The organism is Micromonospora sp. NBC_01638, from assembly GCF_045209745.1.
In the GTDB taxonomy this organism is placed as follows: domain Bacteria; phylum Actinomycetota; class Actinomycetes; order Mycobacteriales; family Micromonosporaceae; genus Micromonospora.
Genome location: NZ_CP109273.1, coordinates 1,834,141 through 1,853,956 on the forward strand (window position 1 = coordinate 1,834,141; position 19,816 = coordinate 1,853,956).

Annotated in this window: 20 protein-coding genes; 6 read left to right on the top strand and 14 right to left on the bottom strand. The window is 71.7% G+C overall.

Annotation, left to right across the window (positions count from 1 at the left end; genetic code table 11):
- Positions 1 to 191: 191 nt before the first annotated feature.
- From OG811_RS08680 to OG811_RS08690, 3 genes are all read right to left on the bottom strand, one after another.
- Positions 192 to 1,859 carry a fumarate hydratase gene (locus OG811_RS08680; protein WP_406073242.1) on the bottom strand — a complete coding sequence of 556 codons (1,668 nt, stop codon included), beginning with the start codon at positions 1,857 to 1,859 and terminating at the stop codon, positions 192 to 194.
- 125 nt (positions 1,860 to 1,984) lie between these two features.
- Positions 1,985 to 3,418 (bottom strand): PQQ-binding-like beta-propeller repeat protein, encoded by a 1,434-nt coding sequence (locus OG811_RS08685; protein ID WP_406075601.1) that lies wholly within the window; start codon positions 3,416 to 3,418, stop codon positions 1,985 to 1,987.
- Positions 3,419 to 3,532: 114 nt separating this feature from the next.
- A complete protein-coding gene (locus tag OG811_RS08690) occupies positions 3,533 to 4,039 on the bottom strand; it encodes an Lrp/AsnC family transcriptional regulator (protein ID WP_406073244.1) in 507 nt (168 codons plus the stop codon).
- A 135-nt stretch (positions 4,040 to 4,174) separates the two neighbouring features.
- On the opposite strand from OG811_RS08690, the gene hppD reads away from it, so the two are divergent.
- From hppD to hisC, 4 genes are all read left to right on the top strand, one after another.
- Entirely contained in the window at positions 4,175 to 5,380 is a 1,206-nt protein-coding gene (hppD, locus tag OG811_RS08695; protein WP_406073245.1) for a 4-hydroxyphenylpyruvate dioxygenase, read from the top strand.
- A gap of 11 nt (positions 5,381 to 5,391) precedes the next feature.
- Positions 5,392 to 6,105: an RDD family protein gene (locus tag OG811_RS08700; protein WP_406073246.1), complete on the top strand. Its 714-nt coding sequence runs from the start codon at positions 5,392 to 5,394 to the stop codon at positions 6,103 to 6,105.
- A gap of 76 nt (positions 6,106 to 6,181) precedes the next feature.
- A complete protein-coding gene (locus tag OG811_RS08705) occupies positions 6,182 to 7,168 on the top strand; it encodes an RDD family protein (RefSeq protein WP_406073247.1) in 987 nt (328 codons plus the stop codon).
- Positions 7,165 to 8,268 carry a histidinol-phosphate transaminase gene (gene hisC, locus OG811_RS08710; protein WP_406073249.1) on the top strand — a complete coding sequence of 368 codons (1,104 nt, stop codon included), beginning with the start codon at positions 7,165 to 7,167 and terminating at the stop codon, positions 8,266 to 8,268. The genes OG811_RS08705 and hisC overlap by 4 nt, the downstream gene beginning before the upstream one ends.
- A gap of 21 nt (positions 8,269 to 8,289) precedes the next feature.
- Here hisC and OG811_RS08715 read toward each other — a convergent pair whose 3' ends face one another.
- From OG811_RS08715 to OG811_RS08735, 5 genes are all read right to left on the bottom strand, one after another.
- On the bottom strand, positions 8,290 to 9,546 hold the full coding sequence (locus tag OG811_RS08715; RefSeq protein WP_406073251.1) for a pyrrolo-quinoline quinone: 1,257 nt from the start codon (positions 9,544 to 9,546) through the stop codon (positions 8,290 to 8,292).
- A gap of 91 nt (positions 9,547 to 9,637) precedes the next feature.
- Positions 9,638 to 10,120, bottom strand: coding sequence for an SRPBCC family protein (locus tag OG811_RS08720; RefSeq protein ID WP_406073253.1), 483 nt, complete (start codon positions 10,118 to 10,120; stop codon positions 9,638 to 9,640).
- Between the two features lie 138 nt (positions 10,121 to 10,258).
- The gene (locus OG811_RS08725) at positions 10,259 to 10,468 is read right to left on the bottom strand and encodes a DUF397 domain-containing protein (protein ID WP_406073254.1); all 210 of its coding nucleotides are present in this window, start codon (positions 10,466 to 10,468) and stop codon (positions 10,259 to 10,261) included.
- A gap of 316 nt (positions 10,469 to 10,784) precedes the next feature.
- The gene (fahA, locus tag OG811_RS08730) at positions 10,785 to 11,981 is read right to left on the bottom strand and encodes a fumarylacetoacetase (RefSeq protein ID WP_406073256.1); all 1,197 of its coding nucleotides are present in this window, start codon (positions 11,979 to 11,981) and stop codon (positions 10,785 to 10,787) included.
- Positions 11,978 to 12,847: a hypothetical protein gene (locus OG811_RS08735; protein WP_406073258.1), complete on the bottom strand. Its 870-nt coding sequence runs from the start codon at positions 12,845 to 12,847 to the stop codon at positions 11,978 to 11,980. The genes fahA and OG811_RS08735 overlap by 4 nt, the downstream gene beginning before the upstream one ends.
- A gap of 94 nt (positions 12,848 to 12,941) precedes the next feature.
- On the opposite strand from OG811_RS08735, the gene OG811_RS08740 reads away from it, so the two are divergent.
- Positions 12,942 to 14,108, top strand: a complete 1,167-nt coding sequence (locus tag OG811_RS08740) for a homogentisate 1,2-dioxygenase (RefSeq protein WP_406073260.1) — start codon at positions 12,942 to 12,944, stop codon at positions 14,106 to 14,108.
- 1 nt (position 14,109) lies between these two features.
- Here OG811_RS08740 and OG811_RS08745 read toward each other — a convergent pair whose 3' ends face one another.
- From OG811_RS08745 to OG811_RS08760, 4 genes are read right to left on the bottom strand one after another with little or no spacing between them, the layout of a single operon-like run.
- Positions 14,110 to 15,141 carry a tetratricopeptide repeat protein gene (locus OG811_RS08745; protein ID WP_406073262.1) on the bottom strand — a complete coding sequence of 344 codons (1,032 nt, stop codon included), beginning with the start codon at positions 15,139 to 15,141 and terminating at the stop codon, positions 14,110 to 14,112.
- A gap of 10 nt (positions 15,142 to 15,151) precedes the next feature.
- The gene (gene ispF / locus OG811_RS08750) at positions 15,152 to 15,637 is read right to left on the bottom strand and encodes a 2-C-methyl-D-erythritol 2,4-cyclodiphosphate synthase (protein WP_406075602.1); all 486 of its coding nucleotides are present in this window, start codon (positions 15,635 to 15,637) and stop codon (positions 15,152 to 15,154) included.
- Positions 15,638 to 15,650: 13 nt separating this feature from the next.
- Positions 15,651 to 16,346 carry a 2-C-methyl-D-erythritol 4-phosphate cytidylyltransferase gene (gene ispD / locus OG811_RS08755; protein ID WP_406073263.1) on the bottom strand — a complete coding sequence of 232 codons (696 nt, stop codon included), beginning with the start codon at positions 16,344 to 16,346 and terminating at the stop codon, positions 15,651 to 15,653.
- Between the two features lie 56 nt (positions 16,347 to 16,402).
- Complete coding sequence (locus tag OG811_RS08760) at positions 16,403 to 16,888, bottom strand: CarD family transcriptional regulator (protein ID WP_272613946.1); 486 nt, start codon at positions 16,886 to 16,888, stop codon at positions 16,403 to 16,405.
- A 328-nt stretch (positions 16,889 to 17,216) separates the two neighbouring features.
- Here OG811_RS08760 and OG811_RS08765 point away from each other — a divergent pair, with 328 nt between their 5' ends.
- Positions 17,217 to 17,909, top strand: a complete 693-nt coding sequence (locus OG811_RS08765; protein WP_406073265.1) for a hypothetical protein — start codon at positions 17,217 to 17,219, stop codon at positions 17,907 to 17,909.
- A gap of 120 nt (positions 17,910 to 18,029) precedes the next feature.
- Here the strand turns inward: OG811_RS08765 and OG811_RS08770 are convergent, their stop codons facing one another.
- Both OG811_RS08770 and OG811_RS08775 read right to left on the bottom strand, forming a co-directional pair.
- Positions 18,030 to 18,653, bottom strand: coding sequence for a hypothetical protein (locus OG811_RS08770; protein ID WP_406073267.1), 624 nt, complete (start codon positions 18,651 to 18,653; stop codon positions 18,030 to 18,032).
- Positions 18,654 to 18,685: 32 nt separating this feature from the next.
- Entirely contained in the window at positions 18,686 to 19,735 is a 1,050-nt protein-coding gene (locus OG811_RS08775) for a type III polyketide synthase (protein WP_406073269.1), read from the bottom strand.
- Between the last annotated feature and the right edge of the window lie 81 nt (positions 19,736 to 19,816).

Here is a 19,816-nt window from a genome sequence, read left to right on the forward strand (position 1 = left end):
GCGATAGTGATCTGAGAGCGGATCGACAGCGGTGCGCAGCAGACTCGCTCCGGGTTGTCGGTGACGGCATCCGACGGGGGCGGTGCGCCCGTTCCACCCCACCGGGGCAGGCGCACCGATGTCGGTGGAGCACAGACGACAGAAGGGGCGCCGGGCGTGTTCGCCTGGCGCCCCTTCGCGTACGTGCCGGGTCAGCGGCGGCCGACGGTGAGCACCGGCTTGGTGACCTCGGCGAAGAAGTCGTTGCCCTTGTCGTCGACCACGATGAAGGCGGGGAAGTCCTCCACCTCGATCTTCCAGACCGCCTCCATGCCCAGCTCCGCGTATTCGAGGACCTCGACGTGCTTGATGCAGTCCTGCGCGAGCCGGGCCGCGGGGCCGCCGATCGAGCCGAGGTAGAAGCCGCCGTGCTGCTGGCAGGAGCGGGTGACCTGACCGGAGCGGTTGCCCTTGGCCAGCATCACCTGTGAGCCTCCGGCAGCCTGGAACTTCTCCACGTAGGCGTCCATCCGACCGGCGGTGGTCGGGCCGAAGGAGCCGGAGGCGTAACCCTCGGGGGTCTTCGCTGGGCCGGCGTAGTAGACCGCGTGGTCACGCAGGTACTGCGGCATCGGCTCACCGGCGTCCAACCGCTCGGCGATCTTGGCGTGGGCGATGTCCCGTGCCACCACGAGCGGGCCGGACAGCGACAGCCGGGTCTTCACCGGGTATTTGGACAGCTCGGCGCGGATCTCGTCCATCGGCCGGTTCAGGTCGACTCGGACGACCAACTCGGCGTCGAGCGAATCGTCGGTGACGTCGGGCAGGAAGCGTGCCGGGTCGGTCTCCAGCCGCTCCAGCCAGACACCCGACGGGGTGATCTTGGCGACCGCCTGCCGGTCCGCCGAGCAGGAGACGGCGATCGCCACCGGGCAGGACGCGCCGTGCCGCGGCAACCGGACCACCCGCACGTCGTGGCAGAAGTACCGGCCACCGAACTGGGCACCGATGCCGAAGTTGCGGGTCAGCTCCAGCACCTCCGCCTCCAACTCCAGGTCACGGAAACCGTGCGCGCTCATCGAGCCCGAGGTCGGCAGCGCATCGAGATACTTGGCGCTGGCGTACTTCGCGGTCTTCAGGGCGTACTCGGCGGAGGTGCCACCGATGACGATGGCCAGGTGGTATGGCGGGCAGGCGGCGGTGCCGATGAGCCGCAGCTTCTCCTCCAGAAACTGCATCATCCGCGTCGGGTTGAGCAGCGCCTTGGTCTCCTGGTAGAGGTACGACTTGTTGGCCGAGCCGCCACCCTTGGCCATGAACAGGAACTTGTACGCGTCGGGGTGCCCGTCCGGGTCCTCGGCGTACAGCTCCACCTGGGCCGGCAGGTTGCTGCCGGTGTTCCGCTCGTCCCACATGGTCAGCGGTGCGAGCTGGGAGTAGCGCAGGTTCAGCCTGGTGTACGCCTGGTAGACGCCCCGGGAGATCGCCTCGGCGTCGGTGCCGTCGGTCAGCACGTGCCGGCCGCGCTTGCCCATCACGATCGCGGTGCCGGTGTCCTGGCACATCGGCAGCACCCCGCCAGCGGCGATGTTCGCGTTGCGCAGCAGGTCCAGTGCGACGAACCGGTCGTTCGGCGAAGCGGCCGGGTCGTCGATGATCGCCCGGAGCTGGGCCAGGTGCGCCGGGCGCAGGAAATGCGCGATGTCGTGCATCGCCTCGGCAGTCAGCGCGGTGAGCGCGGCCGGCTCCACGGTGAGGAACCGGCGGCCTCCCGGGCCGTGTACGACGTCGACGCCCTCGTCCGTGACCAGGCGATAGTCCGTCTGGTCGGGGCCGGTCGGCAGCAGGGGGGCGTACGAGAATGCAGCGGCACCGCTCATGAGCGGCAAGCCTAGGGCAGACCGGTCGGTCACTCCCACCCGCCGGGCTGGTCCTGGGACGCCGCTCTCATCCGCTGGGCCTGCTGCGCTCCGCCGCCAGCTGGATCAGCAAGCGAGCCGCCCGCTCAGCCGTCCTTCCCGCCGTCCGGGTCGGGGCAGAGCTCTCCCTTCGGCCCGCAGTCGCCGTTGTTCTGCCCGCCGGGGCCGGTGCCGGGGCCGGTGACGGGGCCGGTGCCGCCCGGCCTGGGATTCCCGCCGTCGCCGGGCGTTCGGGCTGGCGACCCCCCGGTCGCACCAAAACGGACATACCCGATCTCCCGCCCCTCGCCAATGATCATGCCCTGTGACCCGACCGCGAGGGCGTTCGCCGAGGTGCGCAGGACGGCCAACTCCCGGCCGCTGCGCGGGTCCAGCGCGGCCAACCGGGACGGCTTCTCGTCGGCGACCACCGCCGCGTACGGGGTGAGGGCAGCACCGGCCTTGCCGCTGGCGGGCCGCGTCCACAGCACCCGGTCGGTGCCCAGCTCACGGGCGATGACCGAGCGTTTGTCGGCAGCCCGGAACACCGCCAGGCGGTCGTCGACCGCGATCAACTTGGTGCCCGGTTCGCCGACCCAGAGCAGCCGTCCGTCGTACCCGTCGATGACCGCCTCGCGACTGTCCGGGCTGACGCCGATCAGCACGTTGCGCGCACCCTGCGGGTCTTCGCGCTGCACGCAGCCGGCGTTGTCGGCGGTGCGCAGGTTGACCCCGGCCCGCTGCCAAACCTCCTGCCCGGTCGCCGGGTCCCGGGCGGAGATGGCGAAGTAACAGGTGCCGTCCTGGGATCGGGCGGCGATCCGCAGCATCCGGCCGCCCACCACGGAGAGCCGCTCGTCCCGGCCGGGCTCGACGTTCTGCAGGACCCGGCCGGTGGCGGTGTCGACCACGTGCACCCGGCCGTCGACCGGGAACCCGAGCAGCGGTGGTGCGGGCTCCGCGCCGGCCACCCCGTCGTCGATCCGGGTGGAGGTGAGCCGGCGGGTGCCGCGCAGGCCAGGGTTGTCGGCGAGCAGACCGCTGTGCACCCCGGGCAGGAAGGCAGTCCACAGCGGTGCGGTGCCGCGTGGGTCCCAGGCGCTCAGGGTGCAGTCGGTGGCATCTGTGCAGCGGGCGTCGAGGAGCAGGTTGCGGTACGTCCACACGGCCACCGCGTCGTCGTCTCGTCGCCTGGTCGCCCCGGTGGCCGGGTCGAGCAGCTCGTACCCCTTGACCAGGAGCTTGCCCACGGCGACGACCGGGTCCCGGTCGCCGCCAGCGACCGCCGACCAGTCCGCCTTGCGCTCCCAGAGCTGGGTGCCGGTGGCCAGGCTGCGGGCCTCGACCCGGGTGCGCTGCTCGACCACGACGGCGTCGCCGGCGATGGTCACGCTCTGCGGGGTGCCGCCGACCCGTTGCTGCCAGACCACATCGGGCTCAGAGATGGGTTCGCTGCGGTCCACCCAGTCCCACATGCCCGGGAAAGGGTTCCACACGCCGGTCGCGGCGAGCGCGACGACCACGGCGAGGCCGAGCAGCAGCCCGCCGCGCACGCTCCCCTTCGCCACACCGCACACCGTAGCCACGATCACGGATCTTCCGTACGCCCGCGCCGCCGTGTCGCCGCGCTTTCTGAGGCCGGAGGTGTTAGAGCGTCAGGAAGGTGCCCTTCCGTCGGCCCGTACGGCGCTGCGCACCAGGGGCAGCGTGCGGTAGGGGATCTGCTCGGCCAGCGCGATGATCGTCGACGCCCGGGTGATGCCGGCGGAGGAGACGATCTGGTCGATGACCCGCTGCAGGTCGGTGTTGGAGCGGGCCACGATCCGGCAGAGCAGGTCGCTGGAGCCGGTGATGGTGTGCGCCTCCAGCACCTCGGGGATGGCGGCGAGGTGGGCGGTGACCGGGTCGTGGCCGTGCCGCTGACTGATCTCCAGGGTGACGAAGCTGGTCACCCCGAACCCGATCGCGGCCGGTGAGATCTCGGGGCCGAAGCCCTCAATGACACGCCGCTCGACCAGCTTGTCCAGCCGGGCCTGGACGGTGCCCCGGGCCACCCCGAGCCGACGGGAGCACTCCAGCACCCCGATCCGTGGCTCGTCGGCGAGCAGATCGATCAAGCGCACATCGAGCGCGTCGAGCTGTACATTCTGCTCACCATTCATGAGGTAAGACCATACCGAATGCGCAACCTGACCAGCATTTCTGTCAACAGTTGCCCACCTGGTGTCGGCGCAGCGATCCTCGCCACAAGACCGAGGACGGCCCACCCGGCCGGCCGGTACGCGAGGGAGACCACCATGACCCAGGCGATCGACCGACCCCAGTCGACCGAGGACGTCGACATCGACCGGCTCGTCGGCGCTGTCGACCACGACATCAGCCGCGACCCGTTCCCGGTGCGGGGCCTCGACCACGTGCACTTCCTGGTCGGCAACGCCAAGCAGGCCGCGCACTACTACTCCACCGCGTTCGGCATGACCTGCGTGGCGTACCGCGGCCCGGAGCAGGGCTACCGGGACCACGCCCAGTACGTGCTGACCAGCGGCTCGGCCCGGTTCGTGCTGACCGGCGCGGTGCGCCCGGACGCCGACGGCGCCGAGCACGTGGCCCGGCACAGCGACGGGGTCAGCGACATCGCGCTGGAGGTGCCGGACGTCGACGCCGCGTACGCGCACGCCGTCGCGCAGGGCGCCACCGGCGTCGTCGAGCCGCACGAAATGACCGACGAACACGGCACCGTTCGGATGGCCGCCATCGCCGCGTACGGCGACACCCGGCACACGCTGGTCGACCGGTCCCGCTACACCGGCCCGTTCCTGCCCGGCTTCGTGGCCCGCGGCCCGATCGTGGACCGGCAGCCGATGATCGCCGCCGGCATCCAGCCGAAGCGCTTCTTCCAGGCCGTCGACCACGTGGTCGGCAACGTGGAGCTGGGCCGGATGGACGAGTGGGTCGAGTTCTACAAGCGGGTGATGGGCTTTTCCAACATGGCGGAGTTCATCGGCGACGACATCGCCACCGACTACTCGGCGCTGATGAGCAAGGTCGTCGCGAACGGCACCCGCAAGGTGAAGTTCCCGCTCAACGAGCCGGCGATCGCCCGCAAGAAGTCCCAGATCGACGAGTACCTGGAGTTCTACCAGGGCCCCGGTGCCCAGCACATCGCCGTCGCCACCAACGACATCGTGGCCAGCGTCGACGCGATGCGCGCGGCCGGAGTGGAGTTCCTGGACACCCCGGACTCGTACTACGAGGACCCGGAGCTGCGCGCCCGGATCGGCAACGTGCGGGTGCCGATCGAGGAGCTGAAGGCCCGCAAGATCCTGGTCGACCGGGACGAGGATGGCTACCTGCTCCAGATCTTCACCAAGCCGGTGCAGGACCGCCCCACGGTCTTCTTCGAGCTGATTGAGCGGCACGGCTCGCTCGGCTTTGGCAAGGGCAACTTCAAGGCGCTCTTCCAGGCGATCGAGCGGGAGCAGGAAGCCCGCGGCAACCTGTAACACTTGCAGGCGTGACGCAGCCTCCGTCGTACCCGACGCCGCCGGTCGGTGGGCCTCAGCCCGCCGCCGGCGGCTTCGCGCCGCCGCCCGGACCACACCCCCAGGGGTACGCCGCGCCGCCGCAGTACGCCCCACCCGGGTACGCCCCGCCGCCGCTCTACGCCGGACCGCCGCAACCGGTGGCCCCGCCGCCGACGCTGAGCCCGAGCGGACAGCCGCTGGCCAGTTTCAGTGACCGGCTGCTGGCCTGGCTGATCGACACGGCGCTGGCGACCGCCGTCTCACTGGCGCTGTTCATGCCGGTCTTCCTCATCCTCTGGTGGCAGATGTTCACCGAGATGACCCGAACCAACCCGGACGGGACTCCCGTGGAGACCGACCCGAGCACCTTCTTCATCAGCTTCTTCCTGCCGATCCTGCTGCTCCAGTTCGGGCTCCTCGTTCTGATGCTCGGGCTCTACTGGCTCTACCACGTGGAGTACCTCAAGCGCGACGGTCAGACGCTCGGCAAGAAGCTCATGAAGCTGCGTGTGGTGCCGATCGACCCGACCCGCACGCTGGACCGGCGGATGGCCGGCCGGCGGTGGCTGGTGCAGTACCTGGCCGGCTCGCTGGTCCCCGGGGGCAGCTACCTCGACGGGTTCTGGCAGCTCTGGGACAAGCCGTGGCAGCAGTGCCTCCACGACAAGTTCGCGGAAACGGTCGTCGTTAAGGTGTCCTCGTGAGCGAGCGGAGCGAGCGAACCAACGGGCTCAGTAGCGTGGCGCCTCGCGCCGTCGTGGAGCGAAGCGGAGCGATGGCGTGAGCGTGCAACCTGGTTGGTACGTCGACCCTGCCGATACCGAGACCCGGCGTTACTGGGACGGCGAGGGTTGGCTCGGTGCGCCCATTCCCGTTGACGCCACCCCGCCGGACGGCCCACCGCCGGTCGAGCCGCCCCCGGTCGAGCCGCCGCCCGTGCCGGCCACTTCGGCCGCGCCCGCGGCGTCGGCCACCCCCGGCCCGGCGACCGCTGCGCCCGGCTGGCCGCCGCAGCAAGGCCAACAACCGGGACACGGCCCAGGTTGGGGACCGCAAGCGGGTCCTCCCGGGGGGCCGCAGGGTGGTCCGCCGGGCTGGGTCCCACCGGGCGGCCAACCCGGCTGGGCGCCACCGGCCGGTTACCCCGGCTGGCCCGTGCGGCCGCCCGAGCCGCGACCGCATGGCCTCGCGTTGGCCGGCTATGGCCGCCGGTTCACGGCCCGGCTGATCGACTTCGGCGTCCTGCTCGCACTGAACGTGGTCGTCAACGGCTGGTTCATCTGGCGATGGCTGCAGGAGTGGGCGCCGTACTGGCAGGAAATCTTCCGGCGAGCCGCGCGGGGCGACACCTCCGCCGACAACCTGCCGATGCCCGGTGAACAGGCTGGGCCTCTCCTCGTGGTGATCCTGCTGATCGCCACCGCGCTCTGGCTGGCGTACGAGGTGCCCGCCATGGCCTCTGGTGGGCAGACCATCGGCAAGCGGGTGATGCGGATTCGGGCTGTGCCGATCGCCGCCGACCAGCCGCTGGGCTTTGGCCGGGCGCTGAGCAGGTGGAGCACGCTGGGCCTGCCGACTCTGCTCTGGTACTGCGTCGGGCTCGGCCTGGTGCTGCAACTGGTCGACGCTCTCTCCCCCCTCTTCGACCACCCGCTGCGCCGGGCACTGCACGACAAGCGCGCGCAGACGGTGGTCGTCGAAGTCCCCGAAACCCCCGTTTCCGCCCCCTCGAACGACCGCGACCAGCCCTCGGGAGACACCCCATGACCGACTCCGGACGTCACCAGCCGGCACTGCGGCTGACCCGCGCCGACCTGGACGCGCTGCCCAACTACGTGCCGGGGCGCAGCCCCGCCGACCTGGCTCGGGAGCTGGGCCTGCCGGAGGCCATCAAGCTGGCCAGCAACGAGGTTCCGTACGGGCCGCTGCCCGGCGTGGTGGAGGCGGTCACCGAGGCAATCACCGCCTCGCACCGCTACCCGGACATGGGCGTGGTCGCGCTGCGTGACGCGCTGGCTCAGCGGTACGGGGTGGACGCGGACCGGATCGCCACCGGCTGCGGGTCGGTGGCGCTCGCGGAGCACCTGGTTCGGGCCACCTGCCTGCCCGGTGACGAGGTGCTCTACTCGTGGCGGTCCTTCGAGGCGTACCCGATCATTGCGGCGACCAGCGGCGCGACAAGCGTGCGGGTGCCCAACGACGCCGGGCACGGGCACGACCTGGCGGCGATGGCCGCCGCGGTGACCGACCGGACCCGGGTGGTCCTGGTCTGCAACCCGAACAACCCCACCGGCACTGCGGTACGCCGGGCCGAGTTGGACCGGTTCCTCGACGCGGTGCCGGACGACGTGCTGGTGGTGATCGACGAGGCGTACCGGGAGTTCGTCAACGACCCTGAGGTGCCGGACGGGCTCGACTACCTGGACCGGCCCAACGTGGCGGTGCTGCGCACCCTGTCCAAGGCGTGGGGTCTGGCCGGGCTGCGGATCGGCTGGCTGGTTGCCCAGCCGGTGGTGGCTGCCGCCATCCGCAAGGTGGCGACCCCGTTCTCCACCAGCACCGCGGCCCAGGCCGGGGCGCTCGCCGCGCTGACCCAGGCCGCGGAGATGGAGCGCCGTTGCGCCCTGGTCGTCGCTGAGCGGGACCGGGTCACCGAGGCACTGCGCAAGTTCGTGCCCGAGCTGCCGACCAGCCAGGCCAACTTCGTCTGGCTGCCGCTGGGCGAGCGGGCGGTGGCGTTCGGCAAGGCGTGCGAGGCGCGTGGGGTGATCGTGCGGCCGTTCACCGGGGACGGGGTTCGGGTCACCATCGGCACCCCGGCCGAGAACGACGCGTTCCTTACCGCTGCGGAGTTGGCGCTGATGTGACCGCGATCGTCGCGGCCAGGATCAGGTGGCGGCCAGGATCACCGCCTCGGAGGTCAGGTAGTAACGCTGGTCGTCCCCGTTCGGGTCGACCGGCTTGCGCAGCCGTTCCACGGCGAGGTAGCCGTCCTCGGCTGTCACCGCACCGGGCGCCCAGCCGGTCCCATCCGAGCCGACGTTGAGCGAGAAGCGGGACAACTGCGTGCCAGTCGCCGGGTCCAGCGTCACCAGGTCGTTCGCCTCGGTCAGCAGGTGCACCCGGCCAGGCTGTGCGGCCAGCACCCGTGCCGTGCCCAGGTCCGCGGACCGCCACAGCTCGGTGCCCGTACGCGCCGACCGACCCACCGCCACCCCGTCGAGCACGACGACCGCCTGCTCGCCGACCAGCGTGGCGCCGGCCGGATCCAGCGCGGGGGCGGCGACCGGCTCGCCGGCACTCAGCAACCAACCCCGCCCGCCCGCGTCGCCCGGACCGGCGGTCCGCAGGGCCAGGCAGTCCGACCGGCCGGTACGACAGCCGAGCGGAGTCACCACCAACTCGTCCGGGGCACCCGGCGGTCGCCAGCGCTCGCGCACGGCGCCAGTCGCCGCGTCCCGGAACTCGACCGTGGCCGGCGCGGTGCAGGTGTCCAGACCGATCACCTGCCCGGAGGCGGTGGTGCCAACGTCGCTGCGGCAACTGCCGGGTAGATCGACCCGCCACAGCTCCCGACCGCCACTCAACTCGACCCCACGCGCCTGGGTGTCCCCGCTGACGACCAGCACCGTTCGGCCGTCCGGGAGGTCGGTGAGCTGAAGCCCGCGCGGGTCCCAGACGGTGGCCGCACCGGTTCGCCGCACCACCGCCCCACTCGTGGCGGGTTCCGGGCCGTCGGTTTTCCAGAGCACCCGGCCGGTTGGCGCGGCGAGTGCGACAAGTTGACCATCGGACCACCGACTGACCACCGTGCTGCCGCTGGCCACGACCCCGGTCAGCTCCGCGGGCCAGCGCCGGTACGACCAGTACGGGGTGGTCCGGTGCCGCCCGTCGACCGGACGGTCGGCGTAGACCTGGCGGTGTGCGGCGTACACCCGCAGCCTCGCGTCCACGATCAACGGGGCGACGGGCAGTCGACCGACCACTCCGGCAGCCGGCCGGGCCGGGGCCGGGTAGTCAGCCCGCGCCACCGTGCTCACCTCTGCCGGCGCGAGCACCCGGTGGACGATGACCGCGACGGCCGCGATCGCGAGCAGCGCCGCGACCACCAGCACGAGCCGTCGCCGGCCCCTCGGGAACCCCATGCCGCACCTCCGCCCGGCACCCTACCCAGCGGAACCGGCCACACCCCGATCAGGTCGCGCGCCGCAGCGGGCGGACGTGACCGGCAGGGGCTCAGGCGGCTTCGACGGAGCCGATGGCACCGGCCGCGACGGCCAGGTCGGCGAGATCACGCCGGAGCGCCACCTCGACCGCCCGCGCGGCGAGCCCGCCGAGCAGCAGCGCCACCACCCGACCGTACGGGGCGGTCGGCACCGCCTCCTGGGTGACGGTGATCGCCGTGCAACCCCGACGGCGACGGCGGACCGGCCGCAGGCTCCAGGTGATCCGGTAATCCACGCCGGCACCGGAGGAACAGAGCACCAGCCGCTGCGGGGTGAACGCCTCCACCACCAGAAACTCCTCGGTCAGCGTGCCGCCGCCCGGCTGGGCACGCTCCTCACGCCAGGCCGTGCCCGGCCCGAACGGACCCGGGGTGAGCACCTCGATCGGGCCGGCCCCGGTCAGCCGGGCCGCCCGGCCGGGCAGGTCGGTCAGCAGACGCCAGACATCGACAGCGTGCGCCTCGATGAACCCGGTAACCGCCACCGTCGACATGCCACCCTCCCGTGTGCCCGACGGTACGCGGAGTGTGGGCCGAGCGTGACCCCCGGGACGGAATTTCCACCACCCGGAGGCCACGCTGTCCGTTTCGGCATTCGCTTGGCCGGTCGTCGACCGTTGCCGGCGCGCCGGTCAGCGTTCGAAGCGGCCACCCCGGGCGGCGCCGATGAACGCCGTCCACCCCGGCGGGCTGACAGCCAGTGTGGGTCCGGCCTGGTCCTTGGAGTCGCGGACCCCGACAACGCCGAGGACATCGACCAGGTTGTCCGCCACCTCCACGCAGAGTCCCTGGTCGTTCGAGCGGCTGCTGGTCCGCCAGATCGCTCCCGCAAAGTCGTGCATCGTGGTTACCTCCGTGTGCGATGGAATTGCCCCACCACTGGCAGACGGGCAGAGGCCCGGTCCGTGCCGGATGGCGGGACGACATGATCCGCGTCAACCAACGGGGCAACGGGGCTTGGTGATCGCACAGCCGGTGCGATCACCAGTCCCACCGGCGGGACGGCCCGCCGGACAGTGGGTCAAACCCGCGCCGGGTCGGGTGGAGGTGCCCGACTGAGCCAGGTGGCTGGCGGGCCGGGTAGCTGGCGGGCCCGGCGACAGGCCCGCGCAACGATCCCAGCGCCCGGCCCGCTCAGCGGCCAAGCGACAGGGCGGCTCAGCGGGCCGGGCGAACCGTGCCGGTGACCTCGCCGAGGGCGATGGTGGAGCCGTCCGGGCCGGGAGCGGTGGCGGTGATGGTCACCGTGTCGCCGTCGGCGAGGAAGGTGCGCCTCTCGTCGCCCACCTGGACCGGCTCGGCCCCGCCCCAGGTCAGTTCCAGGAACGAACCGACCTGGGATCGGTCCGGGCCGGAGACGGTGCCGGAGGCGTACAGGTCGCCGGTGCGCAGTGACGCGCCGTTGACGGTGAGGTGCGCCAACTGCTGTGCCGGCGTCCAGTACATGGTGGCGAACGGGGGCTCGCTGACCTGCTCGCCGTTCCACTCGACCGCCAGTCGGAGGTCCAGGCCCAGGTGCGGCACGTCCCGCAGGTAGTCGACCACCGGCGGGTCCTGGTCGGGGGCCGGCACGAAGGCATCGCTGAGCGCGTCCAGCGGCGTCACCCAGGCCGAAACCGAGGTGGCGAACGACTTTCCGAGGAACGGGCCGAGTGGTTGGTACTCCCAGGCCTGGATGTCCCGGGCCGACCAGTCGTTGACCAGCACCACCCCGAACACGTGCTCGGCGAAGTCGTCGACGGACACCCGAGCACCCAACGAACTGGGTACGCCCACCACGAAGCCGACCTCGGCCTCGATGTCGAGGCGTACCGATGGGCCGGTGACCGGGCCATCGGCGGAGGCCCGCTGCCCGGTCGGCCGGATCACCGGCGTGCCGGAGACCACCACCGTGCCGGCCCGCCCGTGGTAGCCGATCGGCAGGTGCTTCCAGTTGGGCAGCAGCGGCGGCTGGCCGGGGCGGAAGATCTGCCCCACGTTCGACGCGTGGTGCTCGGAGGAGTAGAAGTCGACGTAGTCGGCCACCTCGATCGGAAGCAGCAGCTCCACCTCGGCGAGGGGCACGAGCAGCGGTTCCACCGCGGCCCGGTGCGCCGGGTCGGTCAGCAGCTCGGTGATCCGCTGCCGCACCGCAGTCCACTGCGGACGACCCAGTGCCATGAAGTCGTTGAGGGTGGGCCGGCACAGCGCACCGGCAGCCAGCACCAGCTCGGCGGCCTCGGCCGCGGCCAGGTCGAACACCCATGACCCGATCCGTACGCCGATCCGCGACTGACCCCCGTCGGACCGGAACACCCCGTACGGCAGGTTCGTCACCCCGTACGGCGAACCGTCAGCGCCGGTCACCCAGGTCATGCGTCGTAGCCCCCGTTCACCAGCCCAAGCCGGATCAGATCGGTCAGTGGTTCCAGGATGCTGCACGAGCCGAAGCCGACCCACAGTGGGCGGGACGCGTCCAGCCGGGCGGTCGCGCGCTCCAGCAGCGGGCGCGGATCGACCACGGTCAGCAGCTCGGCGACCGTCTCCACACCGTCACCGTCGGCGGCTGCCAGGGTCGCGGCCAACACGTTGGCGTAGCCGTGGTGGGTAAACCCGGTCTCCGGGTCCACGTGCCGGACCGCCTGGTGCAGCCCGGCGGTGAGCTTGAACGGCAGGCCCCGGTCGCGGCACGCGCAGATCACCGCGGCCAGTCCGGCTGGCGTGGGGAAGAGTTCGGCGGCCAGGCCGCCGGTGCGGAACTTGGCCGCGATCGGCACCCCGTCGTCCCGGGCGGCGGCGAGCGCGTCCAGCGCGCCCATCAGTCCGAAGGTCAGCGGCAGTTCGGCGTAGACGGCCTCGACGCCCGGCATGGCATCGGTCAGGCGCAGCAACTCGGCGATGCCGGGCAGCGGGTCCTCGCCGCGCTTGGCGACCGCCACCTCGACCTGGCGGGCGGTGACGCCATCCGGTGCCAGGAACGAGAGCGCGAACGGCAGGCTCCCGATCCCGGTGTCACCGATCACGCCGACCACCAGGCCCTCGCCGGGATCGACGAGACCGCTCAGCTCACCGGCCGCCACGTCCGAGGCGGGGATCAGCAGCGGGCCGACCAGGTCGGCGTACCAGGCGGTGCGGTGCTGACGGTGGGCGGTCAGCGCGTCGTGAAGCGCGGCGCTGCCGGGAGGGAAGACGGCGGCGTCGTCCACCAGGCCGTCGAGAAGCGGGGGCACCTGCGTTGACACGGAACAAGAATGTACGGGACGCTACGAGGAACGGACAACAGCGTCCGATTATCGGACACTCCTGGCCGATGGGCGGGACATATCGGGAGGCGAGATGCCGTATTACCGCAGCGTCGGCGAGGTGCCGCGCAAGCGCCACACCCAGTTCCGTCAGCCCGATGGCAGCCTCTACGCCGAGGAGCTGATGGGCCAGGAAGGCTTCTCCTCCGACTCGTCCCTGCTCTACCACCGGCACGCGCCCACCGCGATCCTGGCCGCCGACGAGTTCACCCCGCCCGCGTACACCCGGGCACCGAACCTGCCGCTCAAGCCCCGCCACCTGCGCACCCACAAGCTGGACACCGGCGGCGCCGACCCGGTCCTCGGCCGGCAGTACCTGCTCGCCAACGACGACGTCCGGATCGGGTACGTGCTCGCCGACCGGCCCTCACCGCTGTTCCGCGACGCCACCGGCGACCACTGCCTCTACGTCGAGTCGGGCACCCTGCGGGTCGAGTCCCCGTTCGGGGTGCTGGACGCGGTCGCCGGCGACTACGTCATCATCCCCACCTCGACCATCCACCGGCTCGTGCCCACCGGTGACCAGCCCGTCCGGCTGCTCACCGTCGAGGCGGCCGGGCACATCGGCCCGCCGAAGCGCTACCTCTCCGTACGCGGCCAGTTCCTGGAGCACTCGCCGTACTGCGAGCGCGACGTCCGCGGCCCCGACGCCCCGCTGCTCGTCGACGGCGAGGAGGTCGAGGTGCTGGTCCGCCACCGGCGTGGCTGGACCCGCTACGTCTACGCCAACCACCCGTTCGACGTGGTCGGCTGGGACGGGCACCTCTACCCGTGGGCATTCTCCATCCACGACTTCGAGCCGATCACCGGCCGCATCCACCAGCCCCCGCCGGTGCACCAGACCTTCCAGGGCCCCAACTTCGTCATCTGCTCGTTCGTGCCGCGCAAGGTCGACTACCACCCGGATGCGATCCCGGTGCCGTACAACCACCACAACGTGGACTCCGACGAGATGCTCTTCTACACCGGCGGCAACTACGAGGCCCGGCGCGGCTCCGGCATCGAGCAGGGCTCGATCTCCCTGCACCCGTCCGGTTTCACCCACGGCCCCCAGCCGGGTGCCGCCGAGCGTTCCATCGGCGCCGACCACTTCGACGAGTTGGCCGTCATGGTCGATACCTTCCGCCCCCTGGATCTCTGCGACGCCGCCAGCGGCTGCGAGGACGAGGGCTACGCCTGGACCTGGGCGCGTCGCGTCTAGATCAGGAACGGATCGCGGTGCGGGTGAAGACGGCGAGCTCGGCGATCGCCGTGACGGCGATGGCCAGCACCAGCGGCCACGGCGAGCCGACCACCGCGTACGCCAGCAGCAGCACCGGCGCGGCGGCCACGGCGTAGATCGCCAGGGCCATCGCCCGGTCCGAGTGCAACATGGCGGGCAGGACGCTCCGGGTCAGTCCCGGCAGCCGGGCCGCGAGCTGCCAGACGACGATCCCGCCGGTGAGCGCGGCGAGCACCGCCAGGATTCGGGAGAACCCGTCGCTCATCGAGGCCGCGAACGCGACCAGCACCGCCGCCAGCAGCGACCAACCCGCGCCGTAGAGCACCAGGCGGTGCAGGCCGTACGCGAGGGTCCGCGGCGAGTCGATTCGGCTCGGGCTGATCGTCACGGCCTCGGCAACGTGTTCCAACGCCTCCGACCAGCAGCGCTGCTCCAGTCGCAGGACACCCACGTCGTGGCCGGCCTCGGCGATGCGCGGGTCGAGCCGCAACGCCTCCCGGTAGGCCCGCTCAGCCAGGTCGAACAGGTCCAGCCGGGCGGCGACCAGGCTGAGCACCAGATGCGCCTGCGGCTCCTCCGGGGCCAGTTCGACCCCGCGCCAGGCCGCGTTCAGCGCCGGCTGGCCGTTGCGGGCACCGGCCAGGATCGCCGCCGCGCTCCGTTGGGCGTACGCGTCGGCCGGGCCGAGGGCGAGGATCCGGTCGGCAGTGGCGGCCGACTCGGAGTAGCGCTCCAGGTCGGCCAACGCCATGCCCCTGGCAGCCAGCGGCGGGAGTGCCTCCGGTGCGGCCGCCACGGCCGTGTCCGCGGCGGTGAGCGCCTCGGCCGGACGGCCGGCGGCCAGGTGCACCCGGGCCAGCATGGTGAGGGCGTCCACGTCATCCGGCCGCAGGGCCAGCCCGTAGGTCAGCTCTCCGGCCGCCTCGTCGTGACGGCCGAGCTCGGCGAGAAGTTGGGCCCGCTGGACATAGCCGTCGGCGGCGGACTGATCGGGGGCGGGGTCGCTGGACATCGCGGCGAGCCTAGGTGGCCGGTGCGTCGTACACCAGCGCCACCGCGACGCCGGCCAACCCTTCCTCGCGGCCCGTGAAGCCGAGCCCGTCGGTGGTCGCGGCGGAGACGGTGACCGGGGCGCCGACGGCTGCGGAGAGCACCTCCTGTGCCTCCGCACGGCGCCGGCCGATCTTGGGGCGGTTGCCGACGACCTGCACGGACACGTTGCCGATTTCCAGGCCGGCGGCGCGCACCCGGCGGGCCGTCTCGGTCAGCAGGGCGACCCCGGACGCGCCGGCCCACTCCGGCTCGCCCACCCCGAAGGCCGAGCCGAGATCACCGAGGCCGGCGGCGGAGAGCAGCGCGTTGCAGGCGGCGTGCGCGACCACATCGGCGTCCGAGTGCCCGGCGAGGCCGTCCTGGTCGGGCCAGAGCAGGCCGGCCACCCAGCAGGGCCGGCCGGGCTCGAACGCGTGCACGTCGGTGCCGATGGCCACCCGGGGAACGATCATGATCAGAGGGTACGCGTCAACCGGCGGCGGCAAGCAGATGCTCCGCCAGAGCCAGGTCGAACGGTCGGGTGATTTTCAGGGCATACTCCGAGCCCGGCACGCAGCTCACTGTGATGCCCTGCTTCTCGACAAGCCCGGCGTCGTCAGTGAGGGAGTCGCTGGCGGCGGTGTGCGCGGCGCTGAGCACGGCCCGGCGGAAACCCTGCGGGGTCTGCACCGCACGCAGGGCGGAACGGTCGACGGTGCCGAGCACCACCTCGCCGGCACCGACCTCCTTGATCGTGTCAACGACCGGCAGGACTGGGATCACCGCGTCGCACCCGGCACGGACCGCCGCCGCGACGGATTCGACGAGCTCAGGCGGGGTGAGCGCGCGGGCGGCGTCATGCACCAGGACGATCATCGGGCCGGCGGGCACCGCAGCCAACGCGGCGGCCACCGACGCCTGTCGTTCCGCACCGCCTGCTACCACGATCACCGACGCAACCGGGGTCAGCAGTTCGCGGACGACCTCCACGTCGGCGACCGGCGCGGCCACCACGATCGTGTGCACCGAAGGTGCGGCGGCCAGCCGACGCACGGCGTGCACCAGGAGCGGCTCGCCGGCGAGCAGGCGCAGCGCCTTGGGTCGGCCGGGGCCGAGCCGTACGCCGGCACCCGCCGCAGGCACAAGGACCGCGACGTCACCGCGCGGATTGAGCTGCGCGGTCACGTCGCGGTCCTCGGTGGTTTCTTCGCTACTTAGTGGGTACGACGATGCTGTGCGGACTAGGCCTCGGTGAGGACCTTGTCGAGCAGCATCTCCGCCTCGTCCTTGGTGCTCTTCTCCGCCAACGCGACCTCGCCGACGAGAATGTCGCGGGCCTTGGCCAGCATCCGCTTCTCGCCCGCAGAGAGGCCCCGCTCCCGCTCCCGGCGCCACAGGTCGCGGACGACCTCGGCGACCTTCAGCGGGTTGCCGGAAGCCAGCTTTTCCAGGTTGGCCTTGTAACGCCGCGACCAGTTGGTCGGCTCCTCGGTGTGCGGAGCCCGGAGAACGTCGAAGACCAGACCGAGGCCCTCTTCGCCGACCACCTCGCGCACACCCACGATCTCGGCATTCTCGGCGGGCACCCGGACCGTCAGGTCACCCTGCGCGACCCTCAGGACGAGGTATTTCTTAGGCTCGCCCTTGATGATCCGAGTCTCGATTGCCTCGATGAGTGCGGCCCCGTGGTGGGGGTAAACAACGGTCTCGCCGACACTGAAAACCATAGGTTCGAAACCCCTTTCGCTGTGTCTAGGGTAACACGGTCAGGCAGCGATGTCTCTCCGATGTCCTGACCATTGGCGCAGCTCAGGGGCCCTGTGAGAGGTCTTGCTTCAGCTTGACAGGCGGTCAAACCAATGGTTCGAACACGCTCCGTAACGCACGGATGACTGCCCGATGCGGGTGAACAGAACGTCGAGATCAAGGGCTATGCGCTCCTCCCATGGTAGCCCGGCCGGCGGGACTGCGCCCAGATGTAGCGGGAGGTGCCCCTGGTGCGCGACCCTGGAGACCGAGCCGCACTCCGCTCTCGAGACGCTTCCAGGAGGTCCGATGGGCAAGCCGGATGCAGAGGGCCCGGGGCCAGCCGACGGCCTGCCCGGCCTGCCGCCCGCATGGGGCCGCGTGGTGATCCCCGACGACGCCTCCGCGCTCGCCGCCGAGGCCGCCCAGATCCGCCGCGAGCTGCGCAGGGCCACCGGCCTGCCCGGCGGCCACCGGGCTCTGGGCCTGCCGTTGCTGGTTCTGCTGGTGGTGGTCCTCACCACGCTGACCGGTCTGCTCGTGGCCACCTGGCCACGAGCCAGCCGCAGCACCGACCGTCCGGCCCCGGCCCCCTACTCGCCGCCCGCGACCCTCACCGGGCGGGCCCTGCCCGCGCTGGACCTGGTCGACGCGAGCCAGGCGCCGGTGCCACTGCGCGGCCTGCTGCCCGCCATGATCATCCTGCTGGACGGCTGCCCCTGCCCGGAGCGCGTCGCCGACGCCCTGGCGGCAGCGCCCGCCGGTGTCTCCGTGGTCACCGTCACCGGAGGGCGGACCGTCCCGGCCGGGCCCACCAACCAGCGGCACGCCCGCGCGCTGGCCGACCCCGCCGGAGGGCTGCGCTCGTTCCTGGGCCAACCGGCCCGCCCCGGCACCGCGACCGCCCTGCTGGTCGACCGCACCGGCAAGGTGACCCGGGTGCTGCCCGACCTGGGGCCGGTCGAGACGTACCGGACTGACCTGACCGCCCTGGCCCCCTGACAGCGGCAGGACGTAACCCGCCCCGCCGCGCCGATCTGCAGTTCCGGTCGCCGAGATGCGTGAAATGCCCCCTACGTCGAGGCAGCAACTGCATGATCGCGAGGAACTCGGTGACCAGCTCTAGCGGGGCAGAGTGACGAGCTGCGCCTCGACGTCGATCTCCCGCTCTGCCGCCGTCGCCAACGACACCCGGAACGGCCTGCCGTGCGAGAACACCTCGGCGCTGGTGGTCATGCCGTCACAGTCGATCTCGGACGGCCCGGACAGGTCGGCCCCGAAGATCGTCACCAGCAGCGTGCCCGGCCTGGTGCACCGGTATTGCAGCAACTGCCGGGAATCGCTGCCCGCCGCCTGTCGGACGACGCGCTCTCCCGGAACGAGTGCCGTCTGCTCGCGCCAGATCGTCTCGCGAAACGAGGGCAGCTCACCCTGGAAGAAGAGCCAGCTCGGATCGCCCTCGATGTCGGTGATCATGCCGGTGGCCGAATCGATCTCCGTTCGTACCATCTCCGTCGGGCCCACGATCGTCAGCCGCTCACCGGCTGCCCTGACGACCAGGGCGCGGTCCAACGCGGTGCTGACGCTCGGCCCCACGGTCGGCGAGGCCGCCGCCGAAAAAGCAGCCGACCCGACCGTCGAGGCGGGCGCGGCAGCGTGCCACCACCAGCCACCGACGGTCAGGGCCGCCACCGCAGCGCCGAACAACACCGCCGACCGCAGCCGGTCGTCCGCCGTCGCATCCATCCAGCGAGCGTACCGGCCGGGTCACCGGAAGTTCACTCCTGTCGATCGAGCAGGGCGGCGTAGAGGGTGAGGCCGGGGCCGAACGCCAGCATGACGATGCGTCGAGCCGCCGGCGTCGCACGGCCCAGGCGGTCCAGGATCAGCAGCACGGTCGGCGACGAGCAGTTGCCGTGCTCGTCGAGCGTCGCGCGAGACGCCGCCAGCCCCTCCGGGGGCAACGCCAACTCACGCTCAACCACGTTGAGGATCCGCGGCCCGCCCGGGTGCACCGCCCAACCGTCCACCTCGGAGCTGGTGACCCCGTGCCGGGCCAGCAGATCGTCGACCAGCCCGCGGACATGCCTCGAAAGCACCTGCGGCACCTTCGGTGACAGCCCCATCCGGAAGCCGGCGTCGGTGACGTCCCAGGTCATGTGATCGGCCGTCGAAGTGTCGGTGACGGAGGTGACCTCGCGCATCGCGTACCCCGGACCGCCCGGCGTGACCACGGCGGCGACCGCGGCGTCCGAGAAGAGTGCGTGGGACACGATCTGCTGGGTGTCCACCCTGGCGCTGGACGGTTGGATGTGCAGGCTGGTCAGCTCCGCGCAGAGCAGCAGCGCCGGTCGCCCCCGGGCGGTGACGAAGTCACTCGCCGCGCCGAGCCCCGGCAGCGCCGCGTAACAGCCCATGTGGCCGACGAACATCCGCTGGGTGTCCGCCGCCATGCCGAGGTCCCGAGCGAGCAGGATGTCCAAGCCGGGGGTGGCGTAGCCCGTGCAGGAGCAGACGATGAACAGCCCGATGTCGCCGGCGCCCAGCCCGGCGGCAGTCAACGCACGGCCCACCGCCTCCTTGCCCAGGGGCAGAGCCTCCACCTGATAGCGGCGCATCCGGCGCTCGGTCGGCCAGTCCGAGACGTCCTCCAGAAGAGGATTGACCGCGGCCTGCCGCCGGGTCACCCCCGAGTTCGCGAAGATCCGCTGGGCCAACGACCGGGTGGTGCCGGAAAAGTGCCGGGAGAAGAAGCCCTCCCACAACTCGTCCTGCGAAGCGGACGGCGGCTGTGCAGCCCCGAGCCCCGCGATCACTGGTACGGACACGATCCCACCTTTCGTCAGACGCTGTCCTCCCCCTGGCCGTCCCACCAGCCACCCCGGCCGGTCTGTCTCCCGCGCGAGTCC